This is a genomic window from Bacillus sp. 01N45 (genome assembly GCF_056399205.1).
In genome coordinates this window covers 647,304-665,450 of the sequence record NZ_JBFTQW010000001.1, presented here as the reverse complement: position 1 = coordinate 665,450, position 18,147 = coordinate 647,304, and the positions used below count along the sequence as shown (strand labels likewise).

General features: G+C 37.9%; 16 protein-coding genes and 1 other annotated feature. Of the genes, 12 read left to right on the top strand and 4 right to left on the bottom strand.

Features of this window, described 5'->3' with window-relative positions:
• Positions 1 to 25 precede the first annotated feature (25 nt).
• The 3 genes from hisS (at position 26) to AC1DMU_RS03510 (ending at position 4,046) form a co-directional block, all read left to right on the top strand.
• Positions 26 to 1,297 (top strand): histidine--tRNA ligase, encoded by a 1,272-nt coding sequence (gene hisS / locus AC1DMU_RS03520; protein WP_033656406.1) that lies wholly within the window; start codon positions 26 to 28, stop codon positions 1,295 to 1,297.
• 12 nt (positions 1,298 to 1,309) lie between these two features.
• A complete protein-coding gene (aspS, locus tag AC1DMU_RS03515) occupies positions 1,310 to 3,085 on the top strand; it encodes an aspartate--tRNA ligase (protein WP_046958824.1) in 1,776 nt (591 codons plus the stop codon).
• Positions 3,086 to 3,278: 193 nt separating this feature from the next.
• Positions 3,279 to 4,046 (top strand): tRNA threonylcarbamoyladenosine dehydratase, encoded by a 768-nt coding sequence (locus tag AC1DMU_RS03510; RefSeq protein ID WP_000903181.1) that lies wholly within the window; start codon positions 3,279 to 3,281, stop codon positions 4,044 to 4,046.
• A gap of 429 nt (positions 4,047 to 4,475) precedes the next feature.
• Here the strand turns inward: AC1DMU_RS03510 and AC1DMU_RS03505 are convergent, their stop codons facing one another.
• Together AC1DMU_RS03505 and AC1DMU_RS03500 are read right to left on the bottom strand one after the other, a co-directional pair.
• Positions 4,476 to 5,117, bottom strand: coding sequence for an RsfA family transcriptional regulator (locus AC1DMU_RS03505; RefSeq protein ID WP_088064459.1), 642 nt, complete (start codon positions 5,115 to 5,117; stop codon positions 4,476 to 4,478).
• Between the two features lie 37 nt (positions 5,118 to 5,154).
• On the bottom strand, positions 5,155 to 6,441 hold the full coding sequence (locus AC1DMU_RS03500) for a replication-associated recombination protein A (protein WP_000812941.1): 1,287 nt from the start codon (positions 6,439 to 6,441) through the stop codon (positions 5,155 to 5,157).
• A 292-nt stretch (positions 6,442 to 6,733) separates the two neighbouring features.
• On the opposite strand from AC1DMU_RS03500, the gene cymR reads away from it, so the two are divergent.
• From cymR to AC1DMU_RS03465, 7 genes are all read left to right on the top strand, one after another.
• A complete protein-coding gene (gene cymR, locus AC1DMU_RS03495; protein WP_000704116.1) occupies positions 6,734 to 7,150 on the top strand; it encodes a cysteine metabolism transcriptional regulator CymR in 417 nt (138 codons plus the stop codon).
• A 35-nt stretch (positions 7,151 to 7,185) separates the two neighbouring features.
• Positions 7,186 to 8,331 carry a cysteine desulfurase family protein gene (locus tag AC1DMU_RS03490; RefSeq protein WP_000439914.1) on the top strand — a complete coding sequence of 382 codons (1,146 nt, stop codon included), beginning with the start codon at positions 7,186 to 7,188 and terminating at the stop codon, positions 8,329 to 8,331.
• Between the two features lie 16 nt (positions 8,332 to 8,347).
• Positions 8,348 to 9,463, top strand: a complete 1,116-nt coding sequence (gene mnmA, locus AC1DMU_RS03485) for a tRNA 2-thiouridine(34) synthase MnmA (RefSeq protein ID WP_001038022.1) — start codon at positions 8,348 to 8,350, stop codon at positions 9,461 to 9,463.
• Positions 9,464 to 9,573: 110 nt separating this feature from the next.
• Positions 9,574 to 10,233 carry a tetratricopeptide repeat protein gene (locus AC1DMU_RS03480; protein ID WP_000066396.1) on the top strand — a complete coding sequence of 220 codons (660 nt, stop codon included), beginning with the start codon at positions 9,574 to 9,576 and terminating at the stop codon, positions 10,231 to 10,233.
• Between the two features lie 96 nt (positions 10,234 to 10,329).
• On the top strand, positions 10,330 to 12,666 hold the full coding sequence (gene recD2 / locus AC1DMU_RS03475) for an SF1B family DNA helicase RecD2 (RefSeq protein WP_088064458.1): 2,337 nt from the start codon (positions 10,330 to 10,332) through the stop codon (positions 12,664 to 12,666).
• A 127-nt stretch (positions 12,667 to 12,793) separates the two neighbouring features.
• Complete coding sequence (locus AC1DMU_RS03470) at positions 12,794 to 12,982, top strand: hypothetical protein (RefSeq protein WP_000469281.1); 189 nt, start codon at positions 12,794 to 12,796, stop codon at positions 12,980 to 12,982.
• Positions 12,983 to 13,000: 18 nt separating this feature from the next.
• Positions 13,001 to 13,129 (top strand): YrzQ family protein, encoded by a 129-nt coding sequence (locus AC1DMU_RS03465; RefSeq protein WP_001053553.1) that lies wholly within the window; start codon positions 13,001 to 13,003, stop codon positions 13,127 to 13,129.
• Between the two features lie 35 nt (positions 13,130 to 13,164).
• Here the strand turns inward: AC1DMU_RS03465 and AC1DMU_RS03460 are convergent, their stop codons facing one another.
• A complete protein-coding gene (locus AC1DMU_RS03460; protein ID WP_000242555.1) occupies positions 13,165 to 13,377 on the bottom strand; it encodes a hypothetical protein in 213 nt (70 codons plus the stop codon).
• Between the two features lie 176 nt (positions 13,378 to 13,553).
• Between AC1DMU_RS03460 and AC1DMU_RS03455 the strand changes: the two genes are divergently transcribed.
• Positions 13,554 to 14,621, top strand: coding sequence for an AI-2E family transporter (locus AC1DMU_RS03455; RefSeq protein ID WP_048541428.1), 1,068 nt, complete (start codon positions 13,554 to 13,556; stop codon positions 14,619 to 14,621).
• A 38-nt stretch (positions 14,622 to 14,659) separates the two neighbouring features.
• Here the strand turns inward: AC1DMU_RS03455 and AC1DMU_RS03450 are convergent, their stop codons facing one another.
• A complete protein-coding gene (locus tag AC1DMU_RS03450; RefSeq protein ID WP_060488234.1) occupies positions 14,660 to 15,004 on the bottom strand; it encodes a PH domain-containing protein in 345 nt (114 codons plus the stop codon).
• A 211-nt stretch (positions 15,005 to 15,215) separates the two neighbouring features.
• Positions 15,216 to 15,435: a binding site (T-box leader), on the top strand.
• A gap of 40 nt (positions 15,436 to 15,475) precedes the next feature.
• On the opposite strand from AC1DMU_RS03450, the gene alaS reads away from it, so the two are divergent.
• Positions 15,476 to 18,118: an alanine--tRNA ligase gene (gene alaS, locus AC1DMU_RS03445; protein ID WP_088064457.1), complete on the top strand. Its 2,643-nt coding sequence runs from the start codon at positions 15,476 to 15,478 to the stop codon at positions 18,116 to 18,118.
• Positions 18,119 to 18,147 lie beyond the last annotated feature (29 nt).

Below are 18,147 nucleotides of genomic sequence, written 5' to 3'. Positions count from 1 at the left end.
AAAACAATTTGAGGAGGAACTGAATATGTCTATTCAAATCCCACGCGGAACGCAAGATATTCTTCCAGGCACTGTTGAGTTATGGCAGTATATCGAAGGGCAAGCACGCGAAATTTGCCGTCGTTACAACTATAAAGAAATTCGTACACCAATTTTTGAACACACTGAGCTATTTTTACGTGGTGTTGGTGATACGACAGATATCGTACAAAAAGAAATGTACTCATTCCAAGATCGTGGAGAGCGCAGTTTAACATTACGTCCAGAAGGTACTGCACCTGTTGTACGTTCTTACGTTGAAAACAAAATGTTCGGTGATGCAACACAACCAACGAAATTATACTATATTGGTCAAATGTTCCGTTACGAAAGACCACAAGCAGGTCGCTATCGTCAATTCGTACAATTCGGTATTGAAGCAATCGGTAGTAACGATCCTGCGATTGATGCAGAAGTAATTGCACTTGCTGTAGAGTTTTACCGCGGCATGGGCTTAAAAAATATTAAAGTTGTATTAAACAGCTTAGGTGATGCGGCGAGCCGTCAAGCGCACCGTGATGCGTTAATCGCACACTTCGAGCCACGTATCGGTGAGTTCTGTTCTGACTGCCAATCTCGTTTAGAAAAGAATCCTCTTCGTATTTTAGATTGTAAGAAGGACCGTAACCATGAATTAATGGGAACAGCACCATCTATTACAGAATACTTAAACGAAGATTCAGCAGTATACTACGACAAAGTTCAAGAACTATTAACGATGATGGATGTTCCATTTGAAAAAGATCCGAACTTAGTACGTGGTTTAGACTACTACCAACACACTGTTTTTGAAATTATGAGTGAGGCAGAAGGTTTCGGTGCTATCACTACATTAAGCGGTGGTGGACGTTATAACGGGCTTGTACAAGAAATCGGTGGACCAGAAATGCCAGGTATCGGTTTTGCGATGAGTATCGAACGTTTAATTATGGCGCTAAAAGCTGAAAACATCGAATTACCAATTGAACATAGTATTGATTGCTACGTTGTAGCGCTTGGTGAAAAAGCGAAAGACCATGCTGCGAAAGTTGCGTTTGATCTTCGTAAAGCTGGATTATCAGTTGAAAAAGATTATTTAGACCGTAAAATGAAAGCACAATTTAAATCAGCAGATCGTCTAAAGGCGAAATTTGTAGCTGTATTAGGGGAAGATGAGCTAGATAAAGGCATCATTAACTTAAAAGATATGGCAACAGGGGAACAAGAAGAAGTAGCATTAGATGTATTTGCTTCATACGTAGCAGAGAAATTAATATAGGGGGAACTTACAGTGGCTGAAAGAACACATGCATGTGGAAAAGTAACAGTAGAAGCAGTTGGACAAACAGTTCAATTAAAAGGTTGGGTACAAAAACGCCGTGATTTAGGTGGATTAATCTTTATCGACTTACGTGACCGTACAGGTATCGTGCAAGTTGTATTTAACCCAGAAACATCAAAAGAAGCGTTAGAAATAGCAGAAACTATTCGTAGTGAATACGTATTGCACGTAGAAGGTACAGTTGTTGAGCGTGGTGAAGGCGCAATTAATGACAATATGGCAACGGGTCGTATTGAAGTACAAGCAACGAAAGTAAACGTATTAAATGCAGCAAAAACAACGCCAATCATTATTGCTGATGATACAGATGCATCAGAAGATGTGCGTTTAAAATATCGTTATTTAGACTTACGTCGTCCTGCAATGTTTAACACATTCAAAATGCGTCACGACGTAACGAAAACAATTCGTAACTTCTTAGACACAGAAGAGTTCTTAGAAGTGGAAACACCAATTTTAACGAAGAGTACACCAGAAGGAGCTCGTGACTATTTAGTACCAAGTCGTGTACATGATGGTGAATTCTATGCGTTACCACAGTCTCCACAATTATTTAAACAGCTTCTTATGGTCGGCGGATTTGAGCGTTACTATCAAGTAGCACGTTGTTTCCGTGACGAAGATTTACGTGCAGACCGTCAACCAGAATTCACGCAAATCGATATCGAAGCTTCATTCTTAACACAAGATGAAATTTTAGATATGATGGAGCGCATGATGACGAAAGTTATGAAGGATGCAAAAGGTGTAGAAGTGAGTGCACCATTCCCTCGTATGAAATATGCTGATGCAATGGCTCGTTACGGTTCTGATAAGCCAGATACACGCTTTGAAATGGAACTAACAGACCTATCTGAATTTGCAGTAGGTTGTGGTTTTAAAGTATTTACAAGTGCTGTAGAAAGCGGCGGACAAGTAAAAGCAATTAATGCAAAAGGTGCTGCGAGCAAATACTCTCGTAAAGATATCGATGCATTAACTGAATTCGTAAAAGTATACGGTGCAAAAGGTCTAGCTTGGCTTAAAGTGGAAGAGGACGGCTTAAAAGGACCGATTGCGAAATTCTTCGGTGAAGAAGAAGCAAACGCGTTAATGGCTACATTAGAAGCTACTGCTGGCGACTTATTACTATTCGTAGCAGATAAGAAGAGCGTTGTTGCAGATAGCTTAGGTGCACTTCGTTTACGTCTAGGTAAAGAGCTTGAGTTAATTGACGAAAGTAAATTTAACTTCCTATGGGTAACGGATTGGCCACTTCTTGAGTACGATGAAGATGCAGATCGTTACTTCGCAGCTCACCACCCATTCACAATGCCATTCCGTGAAGATGTTGAGTTATTAGAAACGGCACCAGAAAAAGCACGTGCACAAGCATATGACCTTGTATTAAATGGTTATGAGCTTGGCGGTGGATCACTTCGTATTTACGAGCGTGACGTACAAGAAAAAATGTTCAAAGCACTTGGATTCTCACAAGAAGAAGCACAAGAGCAATTCGGATTCTTATTAGAAGCATTCGAATACGGTACTCCACCACACGGTGGTATCGCATTAGGTTTAGACCGTCTTGTTATGTTACTTGCAGGCCGTACGAACCTTCGTGATACAATTGCATTTCCGAAAACAGCAAGCGCAAGCTGCTTATTAACAGAAGCTCCAAGCCCAGTAGCAGAAGCACAGCTTGAAGAGTTAAACTTAAAATTAAGCTTAAAAGAAGAAAAGTAAGAATAAAGTCTAGATGGTTATACTATAGCCGTCTAGACTTTTTTTGAGAGGTTGTTTAAAAAGTCCGGTTTACACTATGTTTTTATTCTCGAAATATGTATTTTTAGGAATTCTATAACTTTTTCTATACAAATAGTCGGAAAAACGCTAGAATACATGATAGACCATTTTTGTAATAGGAGTGTAGAGCTGAATGTTACATCAATTTTCACGTAATGAATTAGCCTTTGGTAAAGAAGGACTTGAAATATTAAAAAATAGTACAGTCGGTATTTTAGGAATTGGCGGCGTAGGGTCATTTTCGGCAGAGGCGTTAGCACGTTCTGGCGTAGGACGTCTCGTATTAGTCGATAAAGACGTTGTAGATATTACAAACGTAAACCGTCAAATTCACGCGTTAGTATCTACTGTAGGACGTTCAAAAGTAGAATTAATGAAAGAGCGTATCGCAGACATTAATCCAGAGTGTGAAGTAATTGGACTAGAAATGTTTTATACTGATGAAACATATGAAGAGTTCTTCAAACATGGATTGGATTTCGTAGTAGATGCATCTGATACGATTACGTTCAAAATTCATTTAATTAAACAATGCTTACGTCGAAAAATTAAAATTATCTCATGCATGGGTGCAGCAAATAAAATGGACCCAACTCGTTTCCGTATTGCGGACATCTCTAAAACACATACAGATCCAATTGCGAAAGTAATTCGTACGAAGCTTCGTAAAGATGGTATTAAAAAAGGTGTAAAAGTTGTCTTCTCTGACGAAAACCCAATCGTAATTCGTGAAGAAGTACGTAAAGAAATCGTACCAGACGAAAATGCAAAAATTCGTAAAGCGAAATTACCACCTTCATCAAATGCATTCGTACCATCTGTGGCAGGCCTAATCATGGCAAGTCACGTTGTACGTGAACGTATTAAAAACGTTGAAGTGAAGCGTGTAGGGCAAGAATAAAAAGAAAGCATATATCCGTCAAGGGTATATGCTTTTTCTATTATGTTTTAAAGAATTGCATATATTTGCAATACTAATAATTCGAATGTAAGTAATCCTAATAAAGAATAATCGTATTTATCCGACTTATAGGCGGAAGTCTTTTTTAAACTCTTAATGGTAAAAAGGCCTAATATTAGAACGAGAATACCGAGTGTTATTTTGAAGACTATTAATGAAATAGCAACCATCTCCTTTCAAACATATATCTTTATAGTAACATTTAAGTAAGTAATATCCAATTATTCCCTGGTGTTTCCTTGTGTGAACTTGAGGTCTATTGTTGTCAATTTTTTCTATAAATCTATATAATTATATTCACAAATATTATTTTTACCGAAGAAAAAAAGATGCCACACAGTCAGAAACCCCGACTAGGTGACATCCTTTTTAATTTTCTGCAGAATAAATAATATCTAAATTTCCATTTTGATCTGTTTTGAAAATTGGAGCGATCTGTTCCTCTTGTTCTTCAACCGAAACGAGTTTTCGAGCACGGTCCATAATTCTAACAAGCATTGCATAATCTTCTTCGATTGCTTGTTGTTTTTTTGAGAGTACCGCTAATTTTGCTTCCAGTTCATGATTCGTTTTTTTCAAAGTCGTGAGCTGAGCTTGTAATACTTCATTTTCAGTTTGTAACTTTGCGAGTGAAGGGTTGGTATGCTCTAAGTTTTGCAAAAACGAGATGACATGTTGCATTGTAAGATTCTGTTTGTTTGGCATAATATCTTCTGAAAACTCGGCATCAATTACGAGTTGTTTCGTTTGCGTGAAATGCTCTTTTTCTATTTTAGCTTCAGAGCGTTTTAATTCTTTACGTTGTTTTTTTGCAAGTTGCACCGCATCTTCGTAATTCGGTCTTACTTCAGCATTCCATCTAAATCCGCAAGCTGCGGAAGTGCGGTTCAATGTATCGCCGACTTCATCGAATGCTTTTATTTGTGTGCTACCGCTGCGAATATGTCGTAAAACAGTTTCTGCTAAAAGGAGATCGTCTTCTTTTGTCCATGCATCTTGACGTGTTTTCATAAGCGAAGCCTCCATAATGGTGACGTTTTCGCTTAGGTTACCCTTTATTTTTCGTTTTATTCGAACTTTGTAATCTTTCATATACAGTAGAAAGTGCTTGCTCAAATTTCCCTGTCGTTTTCGGTTTATAATATTGTTTGTTTTTTATTTTATCAGGTAAGTATTGTTGTTGTACCCATCCATTTGGATGGTCGTGTGGATACAAGTATCCAATGCCTCTTCCAAGTGATTCTGCGCCTTTGTAATGACTATCTTTTAAATGACTTGGAATGTCGCCTGTTTGACCGTTACGTAAATCGTGTAATGCAGTATCAAGTGCTTTGTAAGCTGAGTTTGATTTTGGTGATAAGCAAAGCTCGATAACAGCATTTGCAAGTGGTATGCGTGCCTCCGGGAATCCAACTCGTTCCGCTGATTCTATAGCTGCTAGTGTACGCGGTCCGGCTTGTGGGCTAGCAAGTCCGATATCTTCATATGCCATAATAAGAAGACGTCTACCAATGCTTTGTAAATCACCAGCTTCAATAAGACGTGCTAAATAATGAAGTGCTGCATTTACATCACTTCCGCGCACCGATTTTTGAAATGCCGATAATACGTCATAATGAGCATCTCCACCTTTGTCGTGAACGAAGCTCTTTTTTTGCAAGCATTCTTCTGCAATTTCTAGCGTAATTACCGCAGCTTTTTCGTCCGTTGTAAAGCTAGATAAAACAGCTAGTTCAAGTGCATTATAAGCAGAACGCATATCTCCACCAGATGCATTTGCAAAGTGATGTAATGCTTCCGGCGTAACCGTTACATCATATTCCCCAAGACCTTTTTCTTTATCTTCAAGTGCTCGTTTTAAGCCAATTAAAAGATCATCTTCTGTTAATGCGTGTAATTCGAAGATTTGACAACGACTTCGAATAGCAGAATTAATAGCATGGAACGGATTACTCGTTGTTGCACCGATTAAGGTAAGGAGTCCGCTTTCTAAATGAGGTAATAGAAAATCCTGTTTTGCTTTATCTAGACGGTGTACTTCATCTAAAATTAAAACGAGGTGTCGATGCATCTTTGCTTCTTGTACAACAACTTCCATATCTTTTTTATTATGAGTAACAGCGTTTAATAGGCGAAAAGGGGTTCCAGTACTTCCTGCAATTGCGCTCGCAATGGATGTTTTTCCTGTGCCTGGAGGGCCGTATAAAATCATAGATTGAAAATGATTTGCTTGGACCATTCGCCATAAAATTTTTCCTTCACCAACTAAATGTTGTTGTCCGATAATTTCTTGAATATTTGTAGGGCGCATTCGATGTGCGAGTGGCTGTTTCATTTTTACCGTCTCCCTTAATGTATAATCTCTTTCTATCGTATCATTTTTTTTAGTGGAATTTGAAATAGGATGCTGTTTTGTGGGAAAAATGAATATAAATATTTTCATTTTTCTTTCAATTGTAATAATTTCCGAGTTTTTCAATGTGATTTTATGTTATCATTTTGATACACAAGTTGAAATTTCTTATAATACTATATTATGCTATAATTTCATAGGATTTTAAATTGTGTTCTTTTATAAATAAGATATAACCAATAGAAGTGAAAATTTGAAAAGAGGTGCAAAATAGATGAAGATTTCAACGAAAGGCCGCTACGGCTTAACAATTATGATCGATCTTGCAAAAAAGTTTGGTGAAGGTCCAATTTCCTTAAAATCAATTGCGCAGGCACATGATTTATCGGAACATTACTTAGAGCAATTAATTTCACCACTTCGTAACGCTCGTCTAGTAAAGAGTACGCGCGGGGCATATGGCGGATATGTATTGTCTGATCAGCCAGCTAACATTACAGCTGGGGATGTAATCCGTGTATTAGAGGGTCCGATTAGTGTTGTAGAAATGATAGAAGAAGAGGAACCGGCACAACGCCAATTATGGATGCGTGTTCGTGATGCGGTGCAAGAAGTGTTAGATAGTACAACGTTAGAAGATTTAGTACGTTATGAGGAAGAAAATCACGGGGGCTATATGTTTTACATTTAATTCCTTGTGAAACGATTTGGAAAGAAGGAGATTTAATGGAACGCATTTACTTAGATCATGCTGCGACATCTCCGACTCACCCAGAAGTGGTCGAAAAGATGATTCCATATATGACAGAAACATTCGGGAACCCGTCTAGTATTCACTTTTATGGACGTCAAACGCGCCATGCAGTAGATGAGGCGAGACGCGCGGGAGCACGTAGCATTCATGCGAATCCGAATGAAATTATATTTACGAGCGGTGGTACAGAAGCTGATAATTTAGCGCTTATAGGTGTAGCACGTGCGAATCGTCATAAAGGTAACCATATTATAACGACGCGAATTGAACATCATGCAATTTTGCATACGTGTGAATTGTTAGAGCGCGAAGGGTTTGAAGTGACATATTTACCTGTTGATGAAACAGGACGCGTTCAAGTTTCTGACATACAAAATGCATTAACAGAAGAGACGATTCTCGTATCCGTTATGTTTGGGAATAATGAAGTCGGGACGATGCAACCAATCGCGGAAATAGGGAAGTTGCTAAAAGAGCATCAAGCTTATTTTCATACAGATGCGGTACAAGCTTACGGATTAGTAGAAATAGATGTGAAAGAGTTCGGCATTGATTTATTATCGATTTCAGCTCATAAAATTAATGGACCAAAAGGTGTAGGGTTCCTATATGCTGGTGCAAATGTGAAATTTGAACCGTTATTAATAGGCGGGGAGCAAGAAAGAAAACGCCGTGCTGGTACTGAAAATGTACCGAGTATCGTTGGTTTGCAACATGCAATTTTGTTAGCTGAAAAAACGCGTGAGCAAAAAAATGCCCAATATGAAGAGTTTAAAGATATAATGGTATCTGTCTTCAAAAATGAAGACATTACTTTCGAGGTAAACGGAAACTTAGAATATCGCTTACCACATGTGCTTAATATCAGTTTTACAGGAATGAACATTGAACCGTTCCTTGTGAACTTAGATATAGCTGGCATTGCAGTGTCAAGTGGCTCGGCGTGTACAGCTGGTTCGATTGATCCATCACATGTATTAGTAGCGATGTTCGGAAAAGACTCCGATCAAATACGTTCATCCGTACGCTTTAGTTTCGGACTTGGAAATACGAAAGAGCAAATTGAGAAAGCGGCGTACGAAACAGTGAAAATCGTGAAGCGATTAACACAAAATTAGCATGGGAGGTGACATGATGAACAAACTACCTCAAGAAACACGCGTTGTCATCGGGATGTCCGGTGGCGTCGATTCATCTGTAGCAGCTCTTTTATTAAAAGAGCAAGGTTATGATGTAATCGGAATTTTTATGAAAAACTGGGATGATACAGATGAGAATGGTGTCTGCACAGCAACAGAAGATTACAATGATGTAATTGAAGTGTGTAACCAAATTGGCATTCCATATTATGCAGTAAACTTTGAAAAACAATACTGGGATAAAGTATTTACGTACTTCTTAGATGAGTACCGAGCTGGTCGTACACCAAACCCAGATGTAATGTGTAACAAAGAAATTAAATTTAAAGCATTTTTAGAGCATGCGATTGCGCTTGGTGCTGATTATGTAGCGACAGGTCATTATGCACGCGTTGCTTATATGGACGGCGAATATAAAATGCTTCGCGGCGTTGATGATAATAAAGACCAAACGTATTTCTTGAATCAATTAAGCCAAGAGCAATTATCAAAAACAATGTTCCCATTAGGTGAATTAAAGAAACCGCAAATTCGTGAAATGGCGACAGAAGCTGGTTTAGCGACAGCGGCGAAGAAAGATAGTACTGGTATTTGCTTTATCGGTGAGCGTAACTTTAAAGATTTCTTAAGCAACTATTTACCAGCGCAACCAGGTGTGATGCAAACATTATCTGGTGAAGTGAAAGGGAAGCATGACGGTTTAATGTACTATACAATTGGACAACGTCATGGCCTTGGTATTGGTGGTAACGGTGATCCGTGGTTTGCTGTTGGGAAAAACTTGAAAGAAAACATTTTATATGTTGATCAAGGATTCCATAACGAGCTTCTATATGGTGATGAAGTTATTGCTACGAATATCGGCTGGGTAAGTAATGAAGCGAAAGAAAAAGAATTTAAGTGCACAGCGAAATTCCGTTATCGTCAAGAAGACAATAAAGTAACGGTTCAAATCGTTGATGAAAATACAGTTCGTATTCTTTGTGATGAGCCAATTCGTGCAATTACACCAGGACAAGCAGTTGTTTTCTATGATGGAGATGAGTGCTTAGGCGGTGCTACAATTGATGAAGTATATCGTAGTGGTAAGAAATTGGATTATTTAGGATAAAATGAGAAGCCTCTGCCGATTAGCGGTTAGAGGTTTCTTTTACATAAAGCGAATTTTCGTTCGCTTGGAAAATACATTCTTTGTTATAATTTGTTGTAGAGGTGAAGGACATGTCAAACAAACTTGAAACAGGTATTCAATATATGCAAGAAGGAAACTGGGAAGAAGCTGCTAAAAATTTCACAGAAGCAATCGAAGAAAATCCGAAAGATGCGCTTGGATACATTAATTTTGCGAACTTATTAGATGTACTAGGTGATAGTGAAAGAGCAATTTTATTTTATAAACGTGCATTAGAATTAGATGATAAATCTGCGGCTGCTTATTATGGATTAGGAAATGTATATTACGGTCAAGAGCAATTTGCAGAGGCAAAGGCTGTATTTGAACAAGCGATGCAAGCGGGATTACAATCAGCTGATGTAACATTTATGTTAGGTATTACACATGTGCAGCTTGGAAATGATCGTCTTGCACTTCCATTTTTACAAAGAGCAACAGAATTAGATGAAAACGATGTAGAGGCTGTGTTCCAGTGCGGACTTTGCTTTGCACGTTTAGAACATATTCAAGAGGCGAAACCTTATTTTGAAAAGGTATTAGAAATGGATGAAGAGCATGCAGATGCGTATTATAATTTAGGTGTTGCGTACGTATTTGAAGAAAATAACGAGAAGGCTCTTACTTTATTTAAGAAAGCAACTGAAATTCAGCCAGATCACTTTTTAGCTGGTAATGGTGTTCGTTTATTGGAGCAAGAAGCTGAATAAGATGAAAATATAGTTTAATGGGTAGTTATCCCTCATCTAAATAGGTGGGGGATGTACTGCTCATTAAAGTGAAACGAACCGGAAAGGAGAGGAAAGATGGGAAATCAACATGCAATGGATTTGTTTGAGGAAGATAAAAAGTTTATAAAAGCGCAAGTTCTTCACACCATTTTCCACAACGAAGAAAACCTCTATTCCGTTGTCAGTATGAAAGTCATTGAGACGAATGAAACGTACGACGAAAAAAAAGTGATGATAAACGGTCATTTTCCCCGCATGCATGAAGATGAAGTGTTTACATTGACAGGGCATTTTAAAGACCATCCGAAGTATGGGAAACAATATTTAGTTGAAACATTTAAGAAAGAATTGCCGCAAACAAAAGCTGGTATGGTGCAATATTTAGCGAGTGATTTATTTAAAGGGATAGGAAAGCGTACAGCTGAAAAAATTGTGGATCATCTTGGGGAACATGCCATCTCTAAAATTATGGATGATCCGGATGCGTTAAATGGTGTTGTCAATAAGCAAAAAGCTCAAGAAATATATGAGACAATTGTTGAACATCAAGGACTAGAGAAAGTAATGAGTTTTTTAAATGGTTACGGTTTTGGAACGAAGCTTTCTATTAAGATTTACCAGCAATATAAAGAGATGACATTAGAAGTGATTCGTAATAATCCGTATAAGCTTATTGAAGAAGTGGACGGGATTGGATTTGGAAGAGCGGATGATATAGGACGTGCGTTAGGTATATCGGGTAATCATGATGACCGTGTACGTGCGGGTTGTTTTTATACGTTAGAGAATGTTTCTTTGCAACTTGGTCATGTTTATATGGGAAAAAATCAACTTGTAAGAGAAACGATGTCACTTTTAAATAATCAAGAAGGAAGAGTGACCGAGGAAGACATTGTAGCTTGCGTTGAAATGATGCAAAGTGAAGGGAAAGTTATCATAGAAGAAGAACGAGTGTATTTAGCATCGTTATTCTACTCAGAAAAAGGTGTTGTAAAGTCTATTCACAGGCTTATGAATCAGGAGGAAACACCCTCATTTCCTGAAGCAGAAGTGTTAAAGACGTTAGGTCAAATTGAAGAACAACTGAATGTACAGTATGCACCGTTTCAACAAGAAGCGATTCAAACGGCACTTCATAAACCGATGATGTTATTGACAGGTGGACCAGGAACAGGGAAAACAACAGTTATTAAAGGAATTGTTGAAATGTATGCGTCACTTCACGGGCTATCGTTAAATCCGAATGAATACAGTGACGATAATCCATTTCCGATATTATTAACGGCCCCAACAGGAAGAGCAGCGAAGCGAATGAGTGAATCAACGGGGCTTCCAGCTTGTACAATTCACCGTTTACTTGGCTGGACCCCAGAAGGGTCTTTCCAGCGTAATGAAACGGATCCGGTACAAGGGAAATTGCTTATTATTGATGAATTTTCAATGGTTGATATTTGGCTTGCAAATCAGCTGTTTAAATCATTGCCGACTAACATTCAAGTTATCGTTGTAGGTGATGAAGATCAATTACCATCTGTAGGACCTGGACAAGTGTTGAAAGATTTATTGAATGCAGGTGCAGTTCCAACAGTGAAGCTTACTGAAATTTATCGTCAAGCGGAAGGCTCATCTGTTATTCAACTCGCCCATGCGATAAAAAATGGAACGCTTCCACCAGATTTAGCGCAAAATCAAAAAGATCGTTCATTTATCGGCTGTACAGGAGCTCAAATTGTTGAGGTTGTTAAGAAGGTTTGTGAAAATGCTAAGACAAAAGGGTTTAGCGCAAGAGATGTACAAGTACTGGCCCCGATGTATCGTGGCCCTGCCGGTATTAATGTACTAAACGAAGCGTTGCAAGAAGTGTTTAATCCGAAAAGGGAAAAGAGTAAAGAAATTGCTTACGGTGATGTTGTATACCGAAGAGGCGATAAAGTACTGCAACTCGTTAATCAACCGGAGAGCCAAGTGTTTAATGGTGATATCGGAGAAATTGTTTCGGTGTTTTATGCGAAAGAGAACGTTGAACAACAAGATATGATTATCGTTTCATTTGATGGAATTGAGGTAACGTATACAAAGCCAGACTTAAATCAAATTACACATGCCTATTGCTGTTCGATTCATAAATCGCAAGGTAGTGAGTTTCCGATTGTGATTATGCCGATAGTGAAAAGTTACAATCGTATGTTACGTCGTAATTTAATTTACACTGGTATTACAAGAAGTAAAAAGTTCCTCATTATTTGCGGGGAGGAAGCAGCTTTCCAATCTGGTGTAAATCGCCTTGATGATGCAATGCGTCAAACGACTTTAGCGAATCGTTTGCAAGAATCACAAGGAGAAGTACAGATGGTAACAGTTAATGGCGAAGAAATGGACGTGGAAAACATTTCACCGTATGATTTCATGTAACAAGGTGAAATTATATAGTGAAACTTTCAAACGTATATCGTTGAAAGGCTCCAGTAATGTATAAATGAATGCGGTTTGGACATAATGGCGAATAGAATCTGGGAGACTGTAAGGAGATGAAAGCCATATGTTCATTTGTCCAAATTGCAAAGGGAAAGACATTGGAAAAATAGGTGTCAACCAATTTTATTGCTGGAATTGTTATATCGAATTATCGGTTTCAAAAGGGAAAATCCATACGCATCAAGTAGAGGAAGATGGTTCATTAAGCTCTCTTGATGATTTATTTGATGAGAACGAAAGAACGATCGGATAACGAAAAGGGGGATTTACTTTGAATCTACGCAATTCATTAATCGCATTAGGTGTTGGAGCGGCAGCATATCAATATGCTCGCAAGCAAGATGTATTTTCAAAACGCAATATGAAAAAAGCACGTAAGATGATTAAATCTTATTTATAAGCGCAAAAAACTCCCTTCATAATAAGGGAGTTTTTTTATGCACTTGTATGTAAATATAAAAGTCCAATTTCAGAGAAGAGATACGATAGGCCGTAACATCCAACGCCAAGCATTCCGTAATGAAATAACTGCTTCGCCCTTTCTTTTCGGGAGGAACGAATAAAGAAACCTTTCCAAATCCCAAACCCGATACAAACCCATTCAAGAATCATAAAAAGTGCTGATAATACGAGCATAAATAAAACCATTATTAGCCCTCCTGATTATATTGTTTCATGCTGCATTCTCAGGGGTGGTTGTCCTTGTTATGTTATGTATATGTATGTCTTTACAAAACAGTATGGTCTGCACGAAAAGATTTTAAAACTTTTGCACATAACCTACCCTGTTTATTTTCAAAATAAAGGTGGAGGAGGTTTTTCGTGTGAAGAATCTTAAAATCATTTGGATATATCGTTTAGGGTTATTGTTACTTGTATTTCTTTGTTTACTTGTCTTTTTAAAAATTAAGCCGCTATGGGCACCGATTATTTTTGTATTTAAAGTGGCAATTACACCGTTTCTTATTGCATGCTTTATTGCGTATTTATTGCATCCTTTAATTGAAAAAATTCATAAAGAGGGGATGCCACGTACACTTGCTATCTTGCTTATTTACATCCTTTTCTTTGGCGGAATTGGTTATGGGATTTATAAAGGAACGCCAGTTGTTATTAAACAGTTACAAGAGATTAATGAACAATTTCCGCAGTTTACAAAAATGTATGATTCTTGGATGGATGGCGTCACAGAACAAACAGCAAATTTCCCATCATTTATTCATGAAAAGGTGAAACAAATTTTTGTTGGTGTAGAAACGAAGATACAATCACTTTTAAATAAAGTGATGAGTACGGCTCGTGGCGTACTGGATTCGTTGCTTATTATTTTCTTAATACCGTTCATTGTATTTTACATATTAAAAGATTACGGTGAATTTTATCACATCTTTTGGAAACTAGTCCCAAGTAAGTGGCGTAGTACAGGGCAAATGCTGGCGAAAGAAATTGATAAGTCACTCGGAAGTTATATTCGAGGACAGTTATTTGTTTGCTTAGTATTAGGGGGAGTATCTGTTCTTTCCTTTTGGTTTATCGGTATGAAATATCCACTATTACTCGGCATTATTATTGGGGTAACGGATATAATCCCGTACTTCGGTCCTATTTTAGGGGCGATTCCGACATTGATGATTGCGGCAACGGTATCAACGAGTTTACTCATTAAGGCGGGAATTACGATTGCTATTTTGCAGTTTTTGGAAAGTAACATTTTATCACCTTACATCGTTGGTAAGTCACTTCGTATGCATCCTGTTATTATTATGCTTGCATTACTAGTTGGAGGAGAGATAGCTGGGATTGTAGGATTACTAATATCAGTTCCAATTTTAGCGGTTATTCGTACAGTGATTGTTCATGTAAGACCTCTTTGGAAAAAAGAAGATGTGTAATATGAAAGCCCTCTACTTATAAAAGTAGAGGGCTTTCATTATTTAGAGAGTTGCTCGTGTATTTGTTGAACGAGAGAGCTTACATCATTTGTTTGAATATGCTTTATTTTTTTCCATTCATTATCGTACATAAATATAATTTGATTGCTGAAAAGCCGCTTTTGCTCTTTTAGATTAGAAATGTTTGCAAAAGAGTACTCTTCAAATATTGGGTTCTTACTTACATCTGGTCCATAAAAGAAGAGCCGTTTGTTCGTTAAAATTAACAGTCCTGGTCTTGCAACGGAACGATAAATAAATATATCTAATGAACATGCAGTGTAAAATAATATCGTTTCGTCAGTCGTTAATATGTTTTTAGCCTTGTTCAATAAAGTTGTCATTTTGCTCACTCCTTTATTATTGATAATTTAATTATAACAAAAAAATAATATTCTGAAAAAAATATAGAGGTAGTACAATTTATTAATAAATGCATAATATATTGAAAGGCTGTTAAGAATGAATAGTAGAATAACTATGGTTAATGCAATATAAATGATTATCTACATTGACAAACTTAAGAGAATTCTATTATATTTAGTCATATAATACATTAAATCAATGACGGAAAAAGTACGTTACAGTCCATTTATAGAGAGAAGCTTCCATATGGCTGAAAGAAGCTTTAAATGAAGGGTAACAGAAAGCTAATCCTGAGAGCAGCTAATCACTGCCGTCTTGCCACGTTACGGCACCATGAGGTGATGAATTGATTGTTATAATAATCAATTCATAATTAGGGTGGTATCGCGAGTTAACTCTCGTCCCTTTTATAGGGGCGGGAGTTTTTTATATTTAAGGAGGAAAATACAATGAAACAACTAACAGGCGCACAAATTCGTCAAATGTTTTTAGACTTTTTCCAAGAAAAAGGACATGCAGTAGAACCTAGTGCATCACTAGTTCCGCATGAAGATCCATCTCTGTTATGGATTAACAGTGGTGTAGCGACATTAAAAAAATATTTTGATGGACGTGTAATCCCGCAAAATCCACGTATTACAAATGCCCAAAAATCAATTCGTACAAACGATATTGAAAACGTAGGGAAAACAGCTCGCCACCATACATTCTTTGAAATGTTAGGAAACTTCTCAATCGGTGATTACTTTAAAGAAGAAGCAATTACTTGGGCTTGGGAATTCTTAACGAGCGACAAATGGATCGGATTCGATAAAGAATTACTATCAGTTACAATCCATCCAGAAGATGAAGAAGCATTCACAATTTGGAATGAAAAAATGGGTGTTCCAAAAGAGCGCATCATCCGTTTAGAAGAAAACTTCTGGGATATCGGTGAAGGACCAAGCGGACCGAATACAGAGATTTTCTATGACCGCGGAGAAGCTTATGGTAATGACTTTAGTGACCCAGAATTATATCCAGGCGGAGAAAACGAGCGTTACTTAGAAGTATGGAACCTTGTATTCTCTCAATTTAACCATAATCCAGACGGTTCATATACACCGCTTCCTAAGAAAAATATCGATACAGGGATGGGTCTAGAGCGTATGACATCTATCGTTCAAGATGTACCTACAAACTTTGATACAGACTTATTCATGCCGATGATTGGCGCAACAGAATCAATTTCTGGTGAGAAGTATCGTAATGGTGACTTAGAAAAAGATATGGCGTTTAAAGTAATTGCTGACCATATCCGTACAGTAACATTTGCTGTAGGTGACGGTGCTCTTCCATCTAACGAAGGCCGTGGTTATGTATTACGTCGTTTATTACGCCGCGCGGTTCGTTATTCGAAGAAATTAAACATCAACCGTCCATTCATGTTTGAATTAGTGCCGGTTGTTGGAGAGGTAATGAAAGACTTCTACCCAGAAGTACTTGAAAAGAAAGATTTCATAGCAAAAGTTGTGAAAAATGAAGAAGAGCGTTTCCATGAAACACTTCATGATGGGGAAGCAATTTTAGCTGAAGTTATCACAAAAGCAAAAGAAGAAAAAACAACTGTTATTTCTGGAGTAGATGCGTTCCGTCTATATGACACATATGGTTTCCCGATTGAATTAACAGAAGAATATGCAGAAGAAGCTGGTATGACAGTTGATCAGGAAGGCTTTGAAAGTGAAATGGAAAAACAACGTGAGCGCGCACGTGCTGCTCGTCAAGACGTTGATTCTATGCAAGTTCAAGGCGGTGTCCTTGGAGAAGTGAAAGTAGCGAGCGAGTTCGTTGGTTACGGTACAGTTGCAACAGAAAGTAACGTTGTTGCACTTGTGAAAAACGGCGAATACACAGATAGCTTACAAGCTGGTGAAGAAGGGCAATTAATGCTTGATGTAACACCATTCTATGCTGAGAGCGGTGGACAAATTGCAGACCGTGGTTACCTTCTTGCTGACGGCGTGAAAGTACTTGTAAAAGACGTACAAAAAGCACCAAATGGTCAAAACTTACACAAAGTTGTTGTTGAAGAAGGTACATTAACGAAAGATGCGGCTGTGAAAGCTATTATCGACACGAAAAACCGTAGTAGCGTTGTGAAAAACCATACAGCAACTCACTTACTACACCAAGCATTAAAAGACGTACTTGGAACGCATGTTAACCAAGCAGGTTCTCTTGTAACTTCTGAACGTTTACGCTTTGATTTCTCTCACTTCGGTCAAGTACAAGCTGACGAATTAGAAAAAATTGAGCGTATGGTAAACGAGAAAATTTGGGAAAGTATTGATGTTGAGATTTCTCAAAAAGCAATTGAAGAAGCGAAAGAAATGGGCGCAATGGCATTATTCGGTGAAAAATACGGTGATGTTGTACGCGTTGTACAAGTAGGCGATTATAGCTTAGAGCTTTGCGGTGGTTGTCACGTTGATAACACAGCTTCAATTGGTATTTTCAAAATCGTTGCTGAGTCTGGTATCGGTGCAGGAACGCGTCGTATTGAAGCAGTAACTGGTAAATCTGCATACGAATTAATGAACGATCAAGTAGGTTTATTAAAAGAAGCAGCAGGAAAAATGAAAACAAACCCGAAAGATATTTTAACAAGAGTGGATGGTTTATTTGCTGAAGTAAAACAACTTCAAAAAGAAAACGAATCTCTTGCTGCAAAATTAAGCAATATTGAAGCTGGAAACTTAACTGATTCAGTAATGACAGTTGATGGCGTAAAGGTATTAGCAGCGAAAGTAAACGTTGCAGATATGAACAACTTACGTACGATGATGGATGACCTGAAAAATAAATTAGAGTCTGCAGTTGTCGTATTAGCGTCTGTAAATGATGATAAAGTAAACATCTTAGCTGGCGTAACGAAAGATTTAATTAGCCAAGGTTACCATGCTGGTAAACTTGTGAAAGAAGTAGCTTCTCGTTGTGGCGGCGGTGGTGGTGGCCGTCCTGACATGGCTCAAGCAGGCGGTAAAAACCCAGCGCAAGTTGAGGAAGCTTTAGCATTTGTACAAGAGTACGTTAAATCTGTTTCAAAATAAAGAGATAGTAGTGTACAATGGTAGGGAGA

What these genes read in the sequence shown, in the direction of transcription:
- mnmA (WP_001038022.1), top strand. Translation starts at nt 8,348, where the DNA reads ATGAACAAACTACCTCAAGAAACACGCGTTGTCATCGGGATGTCCGGT.
- AC1DMU_RS03460 (WP_000242555.1), bottom strand. Translation starts at nt 13,377, where the DNA reads ATGGTTTTATTTATGCTCGTATTATCAGCACTTTTTATGATTCTTGAA.
- recD2 (WP_088064458.1), top strand. Translation starts at nt 10,330, where the DNA reads ATGGGAAATCAACATGCAATGGATTTGTTTGAGGAAGATAAAAAGTTT.
- AC1DMU_RS03480 (WP_000066396.1), top strand. Translation starts at nt 9,574, where the DNA reads ATGTCAAACAAACTTGAAACAGGTATTCAATATATGCAAGAAGGAAAC.
- AC1DMU_RS03470 (WP_000469281.1), top strand. Translation starts at nt 12,794, where the DNA reads ATGTTCATTTGTCCAAATTGCAAAGGGAAAGACATTGGAAAAATAGGT.
- alaS (WP_088064457.1), top strand. Translation starts at nt 15,476, where the DNA reads ATGAAACAACTAACAGGCGCACAAATTCGTCAAATGTTTTTAGACTTT.
- AC1DMU_RS03490 (WP_000439914.1), top strand. Translation starts at nt 7,186, where the DNA reads ATGGAACGCATTTACTTAGATCATGCTGCGACATCTCCGACTCACCCA.
- AC1DMU_RS03510 (WP_000903181.1), top strand. Translation starts at nt 3,279, where the DNA reads ATGTTACATCAATTTTCACGTAATGAATTAGCCTTTGGTAAAGAAGGA.
- AC1DMU_RS03500 (WP_000812941.1), bottom strand. Translation starts at nt 6,441, where the DNA reads ATGAAACAGCCACTCGCACATCGAATGCGCCCTACAAATATTCAAGAA.
- hisS (WP_033656406.1), top strand. Translation starts at nt 26, where the DNA reads ATGTCTATTCAAATCCCACGCGGAACGCAAGATATTCTTCCAGGCACT.
- AC1DMU_RS03505 (WP_088064459.1), bottom strand. Translation starts at nt 5,117, where the DNA reads ATGAAAACACGTCAAGATGCATGGACAAAAGAAGACGATCTCCTTTTA.
- cymR (WP_000704116.1), top strand. Translation starts at nt 6,734, where the DNA reads ATGAAGATTTCAACGAAAGGCCGCTACGGCTTAACAATTATGATCGAT.
- AC1DMU_RS03450 (WP_060488234.1), bottom strand. Translation starts at nt 15,004, where the DNA reads ATGACAACTTTATTGAACAAGGCTAAAAACATATTAACGACTGACGAA.